This window comes from Acinetobacter sp. 24-47-39 (assembly GCF_056783825.1).
The window spans coordinates 127,615-144,359 of record NZ_JBWYIP010000007.1 but is presented as its reverse complement, the minus strand read 5'-3'; the positions used below and the strand labels follow the sequence as shown (position 1 = coordinate 144,359).

The window sequence follows — 16,745 nt, the reverse complement described above, 5'->3', positions numbered from 1 at the left end:
TTAATATTAATTTTAATTGATACGGTGATGACCAATGTTTGATCAAGTTTTTAATCGACTGAGTCGTTTGGTCTTTGTTGTTACCTTTTTTACGATTTCCATTTCTTTCGCAGGTCTAATGTATATTGATGGGTTATCCAATACGCTAGGCTTTAATGTTTCGTTGTTTGATTTGAACTTCTATGATTTTTTTATATATGTAGTCATTTCAGATAAATTTAATTTTTTTATTGTGTTTATCACATCCCTAGCACTGTCGATATCGTTTGTTTTGTACCCTAAAGCATTGATTTTTCTGTATGACTTTATGTATGTCTGTCTTTTTTCGATATGGTGTTTTTTAGGCGGATCAAAAAAAATTATTCCTTTTTTTGTTGTTTTTATATTCCCATTTTTTATTTTACCAATTTTAATTGTTCTACTTTTTCATAGTATTTTTCTCAAGCTAAAAGAAATAAAAGCTTTTGATGGCCATTTGTCTAATGTAAAAAAAGAATTGAGTGAAGATGAACAATATCTAAAATCTTCAAGTAGGAAAGAGGAAGGAAGTCATAATTTATTTAAATCATATTTGGTTTTTTTATTTGTGATGTTTCTGTTCATTAGTTGGTTAAGTTGGGTTATTCATATTGGTAAGCAAGGTGAAGTTCATGCCCAAAAATATTTAGATTCAACAGAATACAAAACATTATATTTAACTAATAATACTAAACGAAAAGTTATTATGGTTTCTAAAGTAAAGAATGGTTATATATTTGTTTTAAATGAAAATAATGAAAATAAAAAGAAAGCATCATTTATACCTGATAGCGTAATTTGGAGAATTGACGCATTCTGAACTTGCCTTTTATATTCGGCTTATGCAACTCTAATATAAGAAGCAAAAGGTGAACTATGGAAAATGCTGGACTTTGGATAACGATTCTTATCGTTGTTTTTGTGCTGGGCTCGATCTTCGGATTACGTGTAAATCCAAGAGAAAAAGCTTTGGGGATCATGCGTGAGAAAGCGCGAAAAATGGGATTACACCCGCGTTTGATTGCTGCACCTTCATGGACCAATATTCCAATGGCATCAGAAAATCGTGCCAGTATGGTGGCGTATTACAGCGTTATCATTCCTGATGGTCGCCTACCTTTAATGCGCGCATTGGTTGAAAATGAAAAACTTAAGGTTGTTCACGGAAATGAGAAATTTAATGATTTCCCCATTGCATTAAAAGGGATTTATGCTATTGATATGCAGTCTAATTGCGTCGGTTTGTACTGGAAGGAAGAAGAAGATCTTCACGCTACACAACTTGATGAAATGAAAGCACTTTTACATAAATTGGCTGAAATTTAATTTTTTTAATCTTATAGGAATAACGGTTCACTATGGCGAATGCTCCTAAGTCCACATCCAAAAGTGCTACAGCTCAATCGTCAGAAGCTGGAAAAAAACGTGCTTTAGTGATCGTCGAGTCGCCTGCTAAAGCGAAGACCATTAATAAATACTTAGGTTCAAACTACATTGTGAAATCATCTGTGGGTCATGTCCGTGACTTACCAACAGGTGCTTCAAAAAGTACGGAAAAGAAACCAGTAACACGTACCAAACAGACTGCTGAAGAGAAAGCTGAAAAAGCTCAACAGGCACTGATCAATCGTATGGGGGTAGACCCTGAGCACGGTTGGAAAGCACACTATGAAGTGCTTCCTGGTAAAGAAAATGTTGTTTCAGAACTGAAAAAGCTTGCTTCGCAGGTTGACGAGGTCTATCTCGCAACCGATTTGGACCGCGAAGGAGAAGCAATTGCTTGGCATTTAAAAGAAGTCATTGGTGGTGATGACTCTCGTTATAGACGTGTGGTTTTCAACGAAATTACTAAAAATGCCATTCAAGAAGCATTTAAACAGCCTGCTCGTTTAGATATTGATAAAGTCAATGCACAACAAGCACGCCGTTTCCTTGATCGTATTGTTGGCTTTATGATTTCACCACTATTGTGGGAGAAGATCGCACGTGGTTTATCTGCGGGTCGTGTACAGTCAGTTGCTGCAAAACTTGTGGTTGAGCGTGAGCGAGAAATTCGTGCTTTTATTCCTGAAGAATATTGGCAAGTTTTTGCAGATACCAAATCTAAAAAAGATGATATTCGTTTAGAAGCAGTCAAACAGTCAGGTAAGACATTAAAACTTCAAAACAAAGCACAAACAGATGCTTTATTGGATGTTTTAAAAGAAGCTGAATTCAAAGTTGCTGCCCGTGAAGATAAACCGACCAAAGTTAATCCGAGCGCGCCCTATATCACATCGACCTTACAACAAGCAGCAAGTACTCGACTTGGTTTCTCTGTAAAGAAAACGATGACGATGGCACAGCGCTTGTATGAGGCAGGTTATATCACCTATATGCGTACCGACTCAACATTCTTGAGTGATGATGCGGTCAATATGGTACGTGGACATATCGAAACCGAGTATGGTGAAAAATATCTCCCTGCAAAGCCAAACCGTTTTGGAAATAAAGCAGGTGCGCAAGAAGCCCATGAAGCGATTCGTCCATCAAACGTCGCGTTGAAGGGTGATCAACTTGCGGGTGTAGATCGTGATGCTCAACGTCTATATGATCTGATTTGGCGTCAGTTTGTTGCATGTCAAATGACACCTGCTGAATATTTGTCTTCAACGATCTTGGTTGACGCGAATGGTGTAGAGCTTAAAGCTAAAGGTCGTACTTTGGTATTTGATGGCTTTACGAAAGTACGTGGCCAGAACAAGTCGGATGATGATGTTTTACTGCCTGCTGTGAAAGTTGGTGAAGTTCTGCAACTTCAAAAGTTAGATCCTTCGCAACATTTCACTAAACCACCTGCACGTTTCACAGAAGCATCTTTGGTGAAAGAGCTTGAGAAAAAAGGTATTGGTCGTCCTTCGACTTATGCAGCGATTATTTCAACGATTCAAGATCGTGGTTATGTGAAATTGGATAACCGTCGTCTCTATGCAGAGAAGATGGGTGAAATCGTAACAGATCGTTTGGATGAAAGTTTTAACAACTTAATGAACTACGCATTTACTGCAGATCTAGAAGGTCAACTGGATAAAGTTGCAGATGGTGAGCGTAATTGGAAAGAGTTGTTAGATAGTTTCTATGGTGATTTTAAGAAACGTCTGACTACTGCACAGGGTGAAAATGGCATGCGCCGTAATCAACCTGTTGAAGTTGATGCTGTGCATTGTAAAGAATGTGATCGTCCGATGCAGATTCGTACCGGTACCACAGGTGTATTCTTAGGTTGTTCTGGCTATAACTTACCACCGAAAGAACGTTGTAAAGGTACACTTAACTTAACGCCAGTAGAGTCCTTGGCTGCATTATCTGATGATGAGTCTGCAGAAACCGCGGATTTAATGTCGAAAAAACGTTGCCCAATTTGCGAAACAGCAATGGATAGCTACGTTATTGATGGTGGTCGTAAACTTCATATCTGTGGGAATAATCCAGACTGCGAAGGTTTTGAGCTTGAAGAAGGTGAGTTCAAAATTAAAGGGTACGATGGTCCAACAATTCCATGTGACAAATGCGATGGTGAGATGCAGTTAAAGACAGGGCGTTTTGGTCCTTATTTTGCCTGCACAAGCTGTGAAAATACACGTAAAGTATTGAAGAACGGTCAACCAGCACCTCCTCGTGTCGACCCGATTAAAATGGAACATTTGCGCTCAACGAAACATGACGACTTTTTCGTATTACGTGATGGAGCAGCAGGCTTATTCTTAGCAGCAAGTAAATTCCCTAAAGTACGTGAAACTCGTGCTCCTAAGGTTGCGGAATTGCGTACGGTTGCTCAACAGCTAGATCCAAAGTATCAGTTTATTCTGCAAGCGCCAGATACTGACCCTGATGGAAACCCAACTTTAGTGAAGTTTAGTCGTAAAAATCAAGCGCAATATATTGGTTCTGAAACGCCTGAAGGTAAACAAACGAAATGGTCTTTGATTTACCAAGATGGTAAATGGATTGAAGCTTAACGTTTAAATAACAGAAAATGCTGACTTAGGTCAGCATTTTTTTATGACATTAAATTTATTGTCTTACACATACTCTTGAGAGATTTTCTATTTCTGTATCAAATAGAATGAAATTCGCAATCATTTCTTTGTTATCGAGTTCTTTAATTAGTAATTTCACAGCATCAGGATCAGCTAAAGCTGATTTAAGGTTTAATTGCTCTTCAACTTGAGCATTGTCCATTTCAAATTTCAGTAATTTATTTTGATCAATTGTGAGTATATGTTCTTGTAAACTCCATTGAGCTTCAGATTGGGTATAAGCAATTGCTTTCTCGTTATCTTTAATAAAGGTCATTTGATTTTTTTCAAAATATTGACCATTTGGTTTGAACTCAGACACTATTTCGCTTTTCGCAGCATAACCCATGTAATCCATTTCTTCAGTACATTTCCATTTGGCTGAAAGTGCTGATAATTGAATATTTTCACTACTGTGTGAATTGGTTGCAGACGAGCTGGTAGCTTGATTACATACAAAAATGAATGTACACAGCACGAAAGTTTTTTTAAATATTTGATATTTTTGCATTGTTATACCGTTATTTTTTTTGGGGAATTGTAAGTTTATTACAATATATATAAGGGTTCTATTTGAAAAATTGAAAATCTCAATGTAATAAATAAGTATCTGAATTAATTTAAATATGAGAATAGCAATAAAGTATGCAGCAAAGGATAGAAACTTTTATTTTGGCTCCCGACTCTTTCAAAGAAAGCATGCCTGCTGAGCAGGTATGCATGATTATGAAAAATGCAATCCATAAAGTCTTACCCGATGCACAATGTATTTTGAATCCAATGGCAGATGGTGGTGAAGGAACCATTGATGCATTGGTCATGGCAAAATCAGGATTAAAAATCGCGTGCGAAGTACAAGGTCCATTCGCTGATCAGCGTGTCATGACTCATTTTGGATTAATTGATCAGGGACAAACAGCAGTCATTGAAATGGCGAAAGCCAATGGCATTCATTTAATACCACCTCATTTAAGAAATCCTTTGTTCACTAATACTGTAGGGACAGGGCAACTGATTGTCGCAGCTCTCGAATTCGGTGTGAAAAAGATTATCATCGGATTAGGTGGGAGTGTGACCAATGATGGTGGTGCTGGTATGGCGCATGCTTTGGGCGTGAAATTTATTAATCAATATCATGAAGCATTTGAGCCAACAGGTGGAAACTTAAACCAAATCGATTCCATTGATGTGACACAACTCGACCCAAGATTGACTAAAACAGAAATTGTTATCGCTTCAGATGTAAACAATCCATTATGTGGTCCACTTGGCGCATCGTATATTTTTGGTCCGCAAAAAGGGGCTACACCTGAAATGGTGCAAGTATTAGACCTTAACTTATCGCACTTTGCAGGGGTGGTAGAGCAGCAGCTTTTAGTCGATTTACGTCATCGATCTGGTGCTGGTGCAGCAGGTGGTTTGGGATTTGGTTTGATGGCATTTACAGGCGCAGATATTCGATCGGGTGCTGAATTAATCATTGAGGAAACTCAATTGGCTGAAAAAATTGCGCAAGCTGATTATGTATTTACGGGTGAAGGGAAAATTGATACTCAGACTCAATTTGGTAAAACCCCATTTGCCGTTGCTCAAGTCGCATATTGGCACAACAAGCCTGTATTTGCATTCGCTGGTAGAGTTGGTGAAGGGGTGGAATCATTGTACGAACAAGGGTTTCATCACATCTGTAGTATTAATCCACTGGATCAAAGTTTGTCAGAATCCTTGAAAAATGCAGTTCAGAATTTAGATTTAACGGTACAAAATATCGTAAGGCAGTATATCTAATTCTCTATGTAAGTGGGCTTTGAGGTTTAAAACTGAAGCGTGTTTGTATTTTCTAAATCTAGCTCTGTTAAACTATTGTTATTGTAAAATTGATGAGTAGCGATGAGTTTAGACAGCCTGATTGATGAATTAAATCTTCAACAAAAACAAGCTGCAACCACAGAAGCCTTACATAGTTTGGTGTTGGCGGGTGCGGGCTGTGGTAAAACCAAAACGATTGTGGCACGTGCTGCTTATCTCATTGATCAAGGTGTACCCGCCAATCAAATTCAAATTTTGACGTTTACGCGTCGTGCTGCCAGTGAAATCGTGGCGCGTGTCGAATTGGCACTCGGTGAACAAGCAAAAGGATTACGAGCATCAACATTCCATACTTTTTGTATGTACTTGCTGCGTCGTATACCAAAAGCTTTCGGCTTAGCGCAATTCTCAATTATTGATCGTGATGATCAACTCATGATGTTTCGCTTGATACGTGGTAAAGATGATAAAAAGAATCCCAATCAGCTCCCGAAGCCTGCTGAATTATGTGATCTGTATTCATATGCTAGAAATACGCGTCAAAAGCTAAGTGTTGCCTTAGAAAAGCAAATGCCAGAATTCTTAGCAATGAAAGACCTGATTGCAGAAATCATGAAAGAATATGAAACTCGAAAGCAGGCACGTAGCTTTCTTGATTATGACGATATTCTTGCGATCGTGGCATCAGCTTTAGCACAGTCTGAGGGTCTAGTCGATTATGTAGCTTCGATTTGCAGACATATGCTTGTGGATGAAATGCAAGACACCAATCCATTGCAATGGGCGCTATTAGAGCCTTTGAAGGACCGAGTAAGTTTGTTTTGTGTCGGGGATGATGCTCAATCGATTTATGGTTTTCGTGGCGCAGATTTCGAAAACATTCATCATTTTAAAGAGCGTGTGCCAGCAGCTCAGATCTTTAAATTAGAAAAAAACTACCGATCTACTCAAGAAATTTTAGATTTATCAAATTGGTTGCTTGATCAAAGTGAGATTAAATACGACAAGCGCTTAGATGCGTATCGAGGTGCAGGCATAAAGCCTAAAATTCATATTTTCCCGAATGAGTTTGATGAAGCAAAATGGATTGCCATAGATATTAAAGAGAGACATTTACTTGAGGGAAGTCCTTGGCGCGATCATATGGTTCTGGTACGTTCAAGTTTTGCAGCTCGTCATATTGAAGCAGCTTTCATTGCAGCCAATGTTCCGTATCGATTTATTGGTGGTATGAAACTTCTTGAAACTGCGCATGTTAAGGATTTACTGAGTTTACTACGCGTCATTGCCAATCCTTCAGACGATATTGCATGGATGCGTTTTTTGACGCTTTGGGATGGGGTTGGTGATGTTGGGGCAAGCCGTTTAGCGCAACAGTTGTTACAGGACCCTCAAGATGACGTCATTGCGGAAAAACTAGAAAAATTTGGACGTATTCCTGCTGAGGCTCTACTCATTATGAAGCAGTTGAATGTGTTAAAGACCGAAGTTAAAGCTTGCGTAAGCTTGGCAATTCAGGCAATAGAAATTCAGTTAAGTGAAAATTACAAAAAGGATTGGGGGCGTCGTCAAGGAGACTTTGAGTTGGTGAAACAGCTAGCTTCAAAACATACTCAGTTAAGTGATTTTTTAGAAGCCTACGTGCTTGATCCAGTTTCAATCAGTGAAATCGAACGCCAGTCAGATACTGATGTTGTGACTTTGATCACGATACATTCTGCGAAAGGAACTGAACAAAAAGTTTGTTACGTGGCGAATGTGACACCTGGTCAGTATCCACACGCAAGAGCTCAAGGGGATTTTGATGAAGTTGAAGAAGAACGCCGTGTCCTTTATGTGGCACTTACCCGTGCACAAAATGAATTGATTCTAACCAAGCAAAATTTGGTGACGTGGGCGAGGGAACAAGTCGATGAACAGGGGCGAAAAATCGAAAGCTATTTTCTTAATGATCTTTCAAGACATTTGTGTACAAGTGAAACACATTATAAAACCAGACAGCAAACGGTTAAGAGTGCTTTGATTGAGCGACAGTCGATTAATTTAGATTTTGGGATTGATCTCGATTAAACTATCTAGATTGTTTCATACAAAAAGTAGAGTAGGCGCGTACTTTTTGGTTTTTTTGCCTATCTTCTTAAGGTTTTTTCATGAAAATTTTAGTTCGTAACTTAGAGCGCAGCATTACTGAAGCTGAGATTCTGGAGTTATTTCAGCAGTTTGGAACAGTAGACTCATGTACATTGGTGTTAGATGCTGCAACAGGCAAATCGAAAGGATTTGCCTTTGTTGAAATGCCACATGGCCGTGAAGCTGTGAAAGCAATTAAGGGGCTGAACACCCGTAAAGTTAAAGGTGCAGGTATTCGAGTAAAAGCTGCAGACGAAAAGCCAGAAGCATAACTTGATGTCTAAATAAAGTAGGAGCAGTTATTGCTCCTTTTTATTTGATATTTTATTTAATTTCACTAATAAATGTTAATCTTTTTTAGCTTTTTTTGACCGACTTTTGTACTTTGAAGAATTGACATATTTTTGAAATGTATTTCTGTTATATATTAATATTTTTTATTAAAAACATACACTTAAAATCACATTTATATACAAATTATTGTTAAGTATATCTTAATAATAGATTGAATAGGTTTGAGTGAAGTGTGTAGTATAAAAGCTCCATTATAAAACCCCAAAAGGTTATAAAAATGTCTATTCAAGAATTAAATCATCTAGAAACAGAAATCGTATCAGGTGCAGGTACGTTAATCGGTGACACGCTTCAAAACGCATCAAACTTATTTTCGAGCACATTGAATGTTCAAGCTCCAATTTGGAAGCCACTGAGCCTAATTCCTGGTGTTGGTACAGTTCATCAAGCAATTGATGTTGGCTTCCTTGCGATTTCAGAAGGTCTTTACAAGGCTGGAACACTGTTAGGTGGTGATCAAGATCAGGTCAAATTTCATTATGATAATGAAAAAGGCGATGGGACTTATAATCCATTAGGAATTTTTAAGGGTATTGTTCGCTAATATAACCTCAGATTCATTCGAAAGGGTCAGCCATGCATTTGGCTGGCTTTTTTATTTAAGCAGTATGCATTAATCATCAAGCTTTCAATCAATCTTGTTGATCTAAAATTAATCTTTATTTTTTTCTTAAAAGCATTGCGTGATATGGCGTCAACATTTAAGTTGTATGACATAAATGTTGCTAGGAAGTTTTCATGTCTCGTGTTGCTCGTTTTCATGCAGATCGCACTAATCAAAAACTCTATTTTGCCCGTCTATCATGTCAGCAAGCAGAACAGACAGATCATATTCAACAAGCTCAAGCCCATCGTGAAGCGGCAGTCTTTCATTTGCATGGAGCGGTCTTGGCATTTTTGCAAGAGTTGGTGCGTTATTACCGTTTAAATGATTTTTCACCGACATTAAAATCTATTGAAGAGCATATGGCCGCTAAAGGGCAAGTTTCTCCAGAAATCACCGTGTTACAGCATCTTGCAAAGGATGGTTTTATTGCAGAACTAAAGCGCGCTTATCGTATGTGCCAGTATGCACCAGAACCAAGTGCACCAGAACCTGAGGATGAAACTTCTTCGAATCTTATTATTAAAGTCACGCAGACACCTCAAGCGTGGTTGCCAGATACTCAAATTCTTCGAGAGTGGCATCGTGACTTAACCCATCTTATTGACGGTTTTCGTAACGAAATGGTTGAGTTTTAATTGTAATCATGCCAGTTTTAAGTGATTAGACTTGAAATATAAATTTTAGAACTTATATAAAATAGTCTAAGCAATGCAAAGTGCATTCAGCATTTTGCCACCATGTGAATCATGGAGGGTATATGTCTATAGAGCAATTGAAAGAATTATTCGGAACACAAGAAGCAATTTTAGAATTGGTGCAACTTGAGAATGGCGAGTTAGCGCTTCGTCACGCTGCATCTGAAGATGAGCCACTTGTGAAAATTCAATTTAATGATGAAGTGAAAGCTTTATTAGGTGATCATATGCCTTTGATTGCCCAACACATGATTCAGGCTGCGTTATTTGCACTTCTCGAAAAACAATCGAATGAATGGCATGCGGAAGTCGTAGATGAAAAACCACAGTTTTATAGCTAAGAAAAAACCGCGCAAATAGCGCGGTTTTTATTTTACTTAGTGAGATGGTGCATGATGATGTGCGATTTCAATTTGATTTAGAATATGATTACTCATGTTCTTCGCCATTTCTTCCTTCGCGTAATACACTTCACCAATTTCATCTGCACGTATTGCTTCAGCTTCTTCTTTACTTTCCGCACAGATCAAAACTTGAATCTGTGGATTCAGAAGTTTGGCAGTATCTACAATCTTATGAATATCTAAAATATCCATCGGCGAGATAATTAAAAGCCTCGCATGTTGAATATGTGCTTGAATTAATACGCCTGGTTCTGTTGCTGAACCTGATACTGCAGCAATATCTTTTGCACGTAGTTTTTCAACAATTTCTCGATTTTCTTCAGCAATCACCACTTTGATGTTATTTTCCATCAGTGTTTTCGTTAAGCGACGTCCAACTTCTCCATGACCGACCATGACCACTTGATCGCGCAGGTAATCCTGTGAGACCTCGTCAGGTAACATCGCCAATGGATCACCACTACGCTCAAGCAAACGAGCCAAATGCGAGCGCTCACGAATCCATTTCTGTACGGGTTCAATGGCTGAAAATAAAACAGAATTGAGCGAAATAGAAAATAATGCCCCGGCTAAAATCAAGTTTTGAGCTTCAGGGGTTAATAATCCTATAGATAGACCGAGTGTTGCCAATATAAATGAGAACTCACCGATTTGAGCGAGTGAGGCACCTACTGTAAGTGCGGTATTTAATGGATAGCGGAAGAATAAAACCAGCGCCATTGCTGCTAATGTTTTTCCGATCATGATAATGCCAATCACAGCCAGAATGTGAAGTGGTTCTTCAACGATAATTGTTGGGTCAAACAACATTCCGACAGAGACGAAGAATAGGATGGAGAATATCTCACGCAGTGGTAACGTTTCTTCTTCAGCACGATGACTGAAGTCAGACTCTTTAACCACCATCCCAGCAAAGAATGCACCTAATGCCATTGAAACGCCAAAAACTGCATACGAACCATAGGCAATGGATACGGCTGCTGCAACCACAGTCAATGTAAATAGCTCGCGAGAACCTAAGCGTACGACAAACTGAATGATTTTAGGAATGAGCCGCTTACCTATAATCAGCATAAAGGCAATAAAGCCGGCAACTTTAAGTAAGGTTATTCCTAAAGTCACAAAGACATTTTGATCTGGATTGGCGCCTTCGAGTGCTGTTCCGCCGAGGAGTACGGCTGTAGCTGGTAATAAAACTAAAGCGAGCACCATAACTAGGTCTTCGACGAGTAGCCATCCCACAGCAATTTTTCCATTGACTGAATCCAGTAAGCCTCGGTCACCCAAAGCTTTCAGGAGTACCACAGTACTCGCACAAGATAAGCTTAAGCCAAACACCAATGCTGACCCAAAACTCCATCCCCATAGCATAGAGACGCCAATCCCGAGGATGGTGGCCACTGTGATTTGTAAAATTGCACCAGGGACTGCAATACGCCGAACTTGCATTAAATCTTTCAGTGAAAAGTGCATCCCGACACCGAACATCAAAAACATGACACCCAGTTCTGCGAGTTGATTAGCTAATGTGATGTCGGCGACGATACCGGGGGTTTTGGGACTAATAATAATGCCGGCAATGAGATAGCCAACGAGAGGGGGTAGACGTAAACGTGCGGCGATAAAGCCAAAAATAAGGGCTAAGCCAAAACCAACCGCAAGCAATATAATTAAATCTACATCATGTGGCACTAATCACCCCTTAAATATTTATAAATTATGAATTGGCTTTTGAGCTGTATAAGCACAAAAAATGCCAAACTGAGATTAAATTTTAACAACCTGAAGAAAAAAAAGGCAAAAAAAACGACCCAATGGGTCGTATTTTTTTAAAGAACTAAAATTATTTGATTTTAGCTTCTTTGAAGATTACGTGTTGACGGATTTTTGGATCAAATTTTTTGATTTCCATTTTTTCCGGCATAGTACGTTTGTTCTTAGTAGTGGTATAGAAATAACCTGTACCAGCAGAAGAAACTAGGCGAATCTTATCACGCATTTTCGTTGCTCCTTAGATCTTTTGACCTTGAGCACGTAGGTCAGCAACAACCTTTTCGATGCCCAATTTGTCGATAATACGCATACCTTTAGTAGTTAGACGAAGACGTACGAAACGTTTTTCGCTTTCTAACCAAAAACGGTGGTGGTGCAGGTTCGGCTCGAACCGGCGCTTAGTTTTGTTGTTGGCGTGTGAGACGTTGTTACCAACGACTGGACGCTTGCCGGTAACTTGGCAAACCTTAGACATGGTGTAACTCCATTGATTTAGCCAACAGCAAATCTGTATGGCCAGTCAAAATAAAACGGATTGAATTCATTCAAGGGGCGTTTTATATCAAAAATACGCTTAAAAGACAAGCGAAATTGATAAAAACAGGGCATGACCTGTTGTGATAGATCATGCCTTGATCATTTAACGAAGAAAGGCTTTACGGATAAGACTAGGGATCGGTCTATTAAACGGAGGCAGTACGTATTTCAAGCTGAATAGCTTTGGAATAGACATGACTGAGCGTTCATTTGATAAACTGAAGAAGCCTTCGGGACCATGGTATCTGCCCATACCAGATGCACCAACGCCACCGAAAGGTAGATCATCTTGTGCAACATGAGTAACAACAGCGTTTTGACCAAAGTGTCCAGAGTGAGTACGTTGCGAAACGTATTCTGCTCGAGCATCGTTAAAGTCGAAATAGTATAATGCAAGTGGACGTGGTCGGTCATTAATAAACTCGATAACTTCGTCTATTTGATCATATTCTAAGATTGGTAAAATTGGACCAAAGATTTCGTTCTTCATAATTTCCATATCAGGGCTGATATTGGTCAGAAGGGTTGGCGCTATTTTACGTACAGAAGCAAGCTCTTCTTTTAATGGGTTAATTTCAGTGACTTGAGCACCATTTTGAATCGCATCTTCTAAGTAACCTTGTAAGCGTTTATTTTGCTTATCGCTCACTATAGAGGTGTAATCTTGGTTGTCACGTAATGTTGGATACATCGTTTTCGCAACAGTTTCAAACTGGTGAATAAACTCTGAAGTTTTACCACGTGGTAGGAAAATATAATCTGGTGCGACACAAGTTTGACCCGCATTCCACAATTTACCGAATGCAACACGCTCCGCGACATCCTTTAAGTCAATTGAAGGGTGCACGATAACTGGTGATTTACCACCAAGTTCTAGAATAACTGGAACTAAGTTTTCAGATGCTGCTTTCATCACAGTCTTACCAACATTGGTAGAGCCTGTGAAGACTAATTTATCAAATGCAAGATGACTGAATGTGTCAGAGATTACGCCACCACCTGTAACAACGGCAACTAACTCTTGAGGGAACGCTTCAGATAAAGCATTTTGTAATACATAGCCAAAGTTACGAGAGGTGCTTGAAACTTTAATCATGGCATGGTTGCCCGCTGCCAATGCACATACTAATGGGCTAATCGCCAATAATAAAGGGTAGTTCCAAGGGGAAATGATACCGACAACACCTAAAGGTTGATACTGAACCCAACCTTTTGCAGGTTGATGTAAAATACCGATATGGCGTTTAGAAGGCTTCATCCACTCTGTTAAATGTTTGCTGTAATATTTGATTTGTTCGAGTGAAGTGAGTAGTTCACCAATTTTGGTTTCAGAAACCGAACGATTACCATAATCTTGGCTAATTGCTTCTGCAATTTGGTCCTGATATTTAATCAAAACTGCTTTAAGACGAGCCAAACGTTCAATACGCTGTTTTGCTGTCGGGTTCGGATAACGTCGATAGGCTGCTTTCTGAAGCGCTAGAAGATCATGTAAATGCTGAACTTCCGATGCTTCAGTCGTCATTAAATTTGTTTTTGTTTGACTGTTCATGACCAGTACCACTAATGTAAGGGTTGATGTGATTTTTATTTTTAGAGTAAATACTCTAAAAGTCAAGTCACTTTTATGTTAGCTTGGGCTAAACGTCATTATTCTTGTTATAGATGGTATTAGGATGTCGCATTCCAAAACGTTAAAAACCAAAGACCGAATCTTGCAAATTAGTTTGCAACTCTTTAACGAACGTGGAGAGCGATCTGTCACAACTAACCATATCGCAGCAGAGTTAGGTATTAGCCCTGGTAATCTCTATTATCACTTTCGTAACAAGCAAGAGATCATTAAAGAGTTGATGGAGCAATATCAGCATGCAACTTTAGAGCTGCTAGCATTGCCAGAAGACCGTGATGTAAATGCCAATGATAAAATCCGATACTTTCAAGTACTCAGTAGTCAGTTATGGGCCTATCGTTTTCTGCATCGTGATGTATATCATTTAACCGAAAATAATGATGACTTTAGAAAAATTTACCCGCGTTTCGCAGGTAAAGTGATGCAACAAGGTCAAAAGATTTACCGAGCCTTCGTCAATGCAGGTCTCATGCAAATGACAGAGTCTGAAATTGAAGCGTTGATCATTAACCTATGGATTGTCCTAACCAATTGGACGAACTTTCTCTATATGTCTGGTCATTTAAAAGATTCCAACCATCTAGATGAAAAGTGGGTTTGGCAGGCACTGCGTCAAATGGTGTTTCTTGAAGGTCCTTATTTACGTGGTGAAAGTCGTCAGACTTATGAGCGCTTGCTTGAAACGTTGGGAACATCTGAATTATTTGCTAGTCTTTCTGCTGATCGAGAAGATTGATTTCAGCAAAGATAATTTGAAAGCATTAAAAAAAGAGTTAGAATACGCGGCTGTTTTTCAATTTAACTGTTAAGTGATATAAATCATCATGAATATGACAACTGCTAACACAGCACGTTTACTGATTACTTGCGAAGATAAACCAGGAATCGTGCAGGCTGTATCGAGCTTTTTGTATCATCAAGGGGCAAACATCACTGCGCTTGATCAATATGCAACAGAAGCTCAGGGCGGGCGTTATTTCATGCGTGTTGAGTTTGAACTCGACAATTTGCAAAGCCGTAAGGAAAATATTCTACAAACTTTCGCCACAAACGTAGCTGAACGTTACAACATGCATTGGCGTCTAGCTTTAGTGTCAGATGTAAAGAAAGTAGGTATTTTGGTATCGAAAGTCGATCATGCCTTGCTTGAACTTTTATGGCGTCATGCACGTGGTGGATTACCTTGTGAAATCACTAAGGTTGTGTCGAATCATGAAGATCTACGTGAGTCTGTGGAAAACTTCGGTATTCCTTTTGAAGTTGTGCCTGTCAATAAAGAGAACAAGCGCGAAGCATATGCAAAAATTGATGAGTTAATGCAAGGTAATGATTTGCTTGTACTCGCACGTTATATGCAGATTCTTGATGAAGAGTTCGTCTCTAAGTGGGAAATGAAAGTGATCAACATTCATCATTCTTTCCTTCCAGCTTTTGTGGGTGCTAACCCTTATAAGCAAGCGTATGAAAAAGGCGTAAAACTGATTGGTGCAACAGCGCATTATGTGACAGCTGATTTGGATCAAGGCCCGATTATTGAACAAGATGTTGAGCGTGTCAGCCATGATTTTACAGTTGATCAATTACGTGAATTAGGTCAAGACGTTGAGCGTAATGTCTTGGCGCGTGCTGTTAAGTGGCATTTAGAAGACCGTATCATTGTTGATGGTAATAAAACTGTGGTATTCCAGTGATTTTTAATTAAATATCACTGATTTATTAAGGCATGCGCGAGCATGCCTTTTTTATTGATGATCAAAAAAACTCATCAAAACTGCAGAATTAATAGTTGCAAATGAAAACACTTCTCATTTATTATTGGCGTACTTTAATTGTACTAACCGATAAGTTTGATTGAAATCTTCCTTCTGAAGACAGCGTCAATGTATATCAGGTCATAAATTTTAATGAGCCCATCTCCCATTCCTATGATGCAAAATCCAATCTCAATGAAAAAGAAAGTGCTTACTTCGCTCATTGCAGTGGTGATCGGGCATATTGGTGTTTTATTTGCCGTGAGTCAGATGAAAACACCTGAATTAAAACCTATTGATAAAGACCCAATTAAGGTTCGTTTTGTTCAGATTAAAGAGGATGCGCCACCGCCTGTTGAACCTGTGAAACCTCAAGTTCAACCAAAACCAGAACCTAAAGTCGTTGAACCACCTCCTGTGGTTAAACCCAAAGTCATTGCTGAAAAGCCTAAACCTGTCGAACAAAAAGCAATTGTTCAAGAAGATAAATTAGAAAAGCAAAAGCAGGAACAACAGCGTTTAGAGCAAGAACGTAAAAATCGTGAGTTGCTTGAACAGCAGCGACGTGAGCAAGCATTGCGTGACCAACAGCTACGTGAGCAACAAGAACGTGAGCGCTTGGAAAATGAAAGACGCGAACAAGAACGTCGTGAGCAGCAAGCACGTAATACACCAAAGAATTTAAGTATTGGGCAAATATCATGGTCTCGTACACCGAAGCCATCATATACCAACCGAGATTTACAAGGTTCTGATCGTACTGTTGTAGTATCGATTGAAGCGGACACTAACGGTAATGTAGTGAATGCCAGAATCACAAAATCAAGTGGAATTGATTCGCTTGATCAAAAGATTTTACGCTCAGTGCGTAATGCAAAATTCAGACCTTATAAGGAAAATGGCGTGGCTTATCCGTTTAGGGCGGAACAACCATTTGAACTTAAGTTGAATTCTAACGGCTAACTTTTATTAGGAG

The 16,745-nt window shown here is 39.0% G+C and carries 17 protein-coding genes; 12 read left to right on the top strand and 5 right to left on the bottom strand.

Annotated elements, in window-relative coordinates; all coding sequences use genetic code 11:
• Positions 1-34 precede the first annotated feature (34 nt).
• Genes AC1M9C_RS08255 through topA form a run of 3 tightly spaced genes read left to right on the top strand, consistent with a single transcriptional unit; the run spans position 35 to position 4,016 of the window.
• The gene (locus AC1M9C_RS08255; protein ID WP_481587603.1) at positions 35-838 is read left to right on the top strand and encodes a hypothetical protein; all 804 of its coding nucleotides are present in this window, start codon (positions 35-37) and stop codon (positions 836-838) included.
• Between the two features lie 56 nt (positions 839-894).
• A complete protein-coding gene (locus tag AC1M9C_RS08250; protein ID WP_035266779.1) occupies positions 895-1,344 on the top strand; it encodes a hypothetical protein in 450 nt (149 codons plus the stop codon).
• 32 nt (positions 1,345-1,376) lie between these two features.
• On the top strand, positions 1,377-4,016 hold the full coding sequence (gene topA, locus AC1M9C_RS08245; protein WP_481587601.1) for a type I DNA topoisomerase: 2,640 nt from the start codon (positions 1,377-1,379) through the stop codon (positions 4,014-4,016).
• Positions 4,017-4,071: 55 nt separating this feature from the next.
• On the opposite strand, the gene AC1M9C_RS08240 is transcribed toward topA, so the two are convergent.
• Positions 4,072-4,587 carry a hypothetical protein gene (locus AC1M9C_RS08240; RefSeq protein ID WP_481953513.1) on the bottom strand — a complete coding sequence of 172 codons (516 nt, stop codon included), beginning with the start codon at positions 4,585-4,587 and terminating at the stop codon, positions 4,072-4,074.
• 134 nt (positions 4,588-4,721) lie between these two features.
• On the opposite strand from AC1M9C_RS08240, the gene AC1M9C_RS08235 reads away from it, so the two are divergent.
• The 6 genes from AC1M9C_RS08235 to AC1M9C_RS08210 all read left to right on the top strand — a co-directional run bounded on the left by AC1M9C_RS08235 (position 4,722) and on the right by AC1M9C_RS08210 (position 10,012).
• Complete coding sequence (locus AC1M9C_RS08235) at positions 4,722-5,864, top strand: glycerate kinase family protein (RefSeq protein ID WP_481587599.1); 1,143 nt, start codon at positions 4,722-4,724, stop codon at positions 5,862-5,864.
• Between the two features lie 102 nt (positions 5,865-5,966).
• Positions 5,967-7,955, top strand: a complete 1,989-nt coding sequence (locus tag AC1M9C_RS08230) for an ATP-dependent helicase (RefSeq protein WP_481953512.1) — start codon at positions 5,967-5,969, stop codon at positions 7,953-7,955.
• A gap of 80 nt (positions 7,956-8,035) precedes the next feature.
• A complete protein-coding gene (locus AC1M9C_RS08225; RefSeq protein WP_035266766.1) occupies positions 8,036-8,287 on the top strand; it encodes an RNA recognition motif domain-containing protein in 252 nt (83 codons plus the stop codon).
• Between the two features lie 299 nt (positions 8,288-8,586).
• Complete coding sequence (locus AC1M9C_RS08220) at positions 8,587-8,913, top strand: hypothetical protein (RefSeq protein WP_035266764.1); 327 nt, start codon at positions 8,587-8,589, stop codon at positions 8,911-8,913.
• A gap of 194 nt (positions 8,914-9,107) precedes the next feature.
• Complete coding sequence (locus AC1M9C_RS08215) at positions 9,108-9,611, top strand: DUF6586 family protein (RefSeq protein WP_035266761.1); 504 nt, start codon at positions 9,108-9,110, stop codon at positions 9,609-9,611.
• 122 nt (positions 9,612-9,733) lie between these two features.
• Entirely contained in the window at positions 9,734-10,012 is a 279-nt protein-coding gene (locus AC1M9C_RS08210) for a hypothetical protein (RefSeq protein ID WP_035266758.1), read from the top strand.
• A 36-nt stretch (positions 10,013-10,048) separates the two neighbouring features.
• Here AC1M9C_RS08210 and AC1M9C_RS08205 read toward each other — a convergent pair whose 3' ends face one another.
• The 4 genes from AC1M9C_RS08205 to AC1M9C_RS08190 form a co-directional block, all read right to left on the bottom strand.
• On the bottom strand, positions 10,049-11,767 hold the full coding sequence (locus tag AC1M9C_RS08205; RefSeq protein WP_179998680.1) for a cation:proton antiporter: 1,719 nt from the start codon (positions 11,765-11,767) through the stop codon (positions 10,049-10,051).
• 151 nt (positions 11,768-11,918) lie between these two features.
• Positions 11,919-12,074 (bottom strand): 50S ribosomal protein L33, encoded by a 156-nt coding sequence (gene rpmG, locus AC1M9C_RS08200; protein ID WP_001205031.1) that lies wholly within the window; start codon positions 12,072-12,074, stop codon positions 11,919-11,921.
• Between the two features lie 12 nt (positions 12,075-12,086).
• Positions 12,087-12,323, bottom strand: coding sequence for a 50S ribosomal protein L28 (gene rpmB / locus AC1M9C_RS08195; protein WP_000048256.1), 237 nt, complete (start codon positions 12,321-12,323; stop codon positions 12,087-12,089).
• 165 nt (positions 12,324-12,488) lie between these two features.
• Positions 12,489-13,937, bottom strand: coding sequence for a coniferyl aldehyde dehydrogenase (locus tag AC1M9C_RS08190; protein WP_035266754.1), 1,449 nt, complete (start codon positions 13,935-13,937; stop codon positions 12,489-12,491).
• A 124-nt stretch (positions 13,938-14,061) separates the two neighbouring features.
• On the opposite strand from AC1M9C_RS08190, the gene AC1M9C_RS08185 reads away from it, so the two are divergent.
• The 3 genes from AC1M9C_RS08185 to AC1M9C_RS08175 all read left to right on the top strand — a co-directional run bounded on the left by AC1M9C_RS08185 (position 14,062) and on the right by AC1M9C_RS08175 (position 16,732).
• Entirely contained in the window at positions 14,062-14,754 is a 693-nt protein-coding gene (locus AC1M9C_RS08185) for a TetR/AcrR family transcriptional regulator (RefSeq protein ID WP_035266753.1), read from the top strand.
• 88 nt (positions 14,755-14,842) lie between these two features.
• Positions 14,843-15,709 carry a formyltetrahydrofolate deformylase gene (purU, locus tag AC1M9C_RS08180; RefSeq protein ID WP_092766746.1) on the top strand — a complete coding sequence of 289 codons (867 nt, stop codon included), beginning with the start codon at positions 14,843-14,845 and terminating at the stop codon, positions 15,707-15,709.
• A gap of 213 nt (positions 15,710-15,922) precedes the next feature.
• Positions 15,923-16,732 (top strand): energy transducer TonB, encoded by an 810-nt coding sequence (locus tag AC1M9C_RS08175; protein WP_481587593.1) that lies wholly within the window; start codon positions 15,923-15,925, stop codon positions 16,730-16,732.
• Positions 16,733-16,745: the final 13 nt, after the last annotated feature.

Coding starts and splice junctions, on each gene's coding strand:
- AC1M9C_RS08255 (WP_481587603.1), top strand. CDS start 35: ATGTTTGATCAAGTTTTTAATCGACTGAGTCGTTTGGTCTTTGTTGTT.
- AC1M9C_RS08250 (WP_035266779.1), top strand. CDS start 895: ATGGAAAATGCTGGACTTTGGATAACGATTCTTATCGTTGTTTTTGTG.
- topA (WP_481587601.1), top strand. CDS start 1,377: ATGGCGAATGCTCCTAAGTCCACATCCAAAAGTGCTACAGCTCAATCG.
- AC1M9C_RS08240 (WP_481953513.1), bottom strand. CDS start 4,587: ATGCAAAAATATCAAATATTTAAAAAAACTTTCGTGCTGTGTACATTC.
- AC1M9C_RS08235 (WP_481587599.1), top strand. CDS start 4,722: ATGCAGCAAAGGATAGAAACTTTTATTTTGGCTCCCGACTCTTTCAAA.
- AC1M9C_RS08230 (WP_481953512.1), top strand. CDS start 5,967: ATGAGTTTAGACAGCCTGATTGATGAATTAAATCTTCAACAAAAACAA.
- AC1M9C_RS08225 (WP_035266766.1), top strand. CDS start 8,036: ATGAAAATTTTAGTTCGTAACTTAGAGCGCAGCATTACTGAAGCTGAG.
- AC1M9C_RS08220 (WP_035266764.1), top strand. CDS start 8,587: ATGTCTATTCAAGAATTAAATCATCTAGAAACAGAAATCGTATCAGGT.
- AC1M9C_RS08215 (WP_035266761.1), top strand. CDS start 9,108: ATGTCTCGTGTTGCTCGTTTTCATGCAGATCGCACTAATCAAAAACTC.
- AC1M9C_RS08210 (WP_035266758.1), top strand. CDS start 9,734: ATGTCTATAGAGCAATTGAAAGAATTATTCGGAACACAAGAAGCAATT.
- rpmG (WP_001205031.1), bottom strand. CDS start 12,074: ATGCGTGATAAGATTCGCCTAGTTTCTTCTGCTGGTACAGGTTATTTC.
- rpmB (WP_000048256.1), bottom strand. CDS start 12,323: ATGTCTAAGGTTTGCCAAGTTACCGGCAAGCGTCCAGTCGTTGGTAAC.
- AC1M9C_RS08190 (WP_035266754.1), bottom strand. CDS start 13,937: ATGAACAGTCAAACAAAAACAAATTTAATGACGACTGAAGCATCGGAA.
- AC1M9C_RS08185 (WP_035266753.1), top strand. CDS start 14,062: ATGTCGCATTCCAAAACGTTAAAAACCAAAGACCGAATCTTGCAAATT.
- purU (WP_092766746.1), top strand. CDS start 14,843: ATGAATATGACAACTGCTAACACAGCACGTTTACTGATTACTTGCGAA.
- AC1M9C_RS08175 (WP_481587593.1), top strand. CDS start 15,923: ATGAGCCCATCTCCCATTCCTATGATGCAAAATCCAATCTCAATGAAA.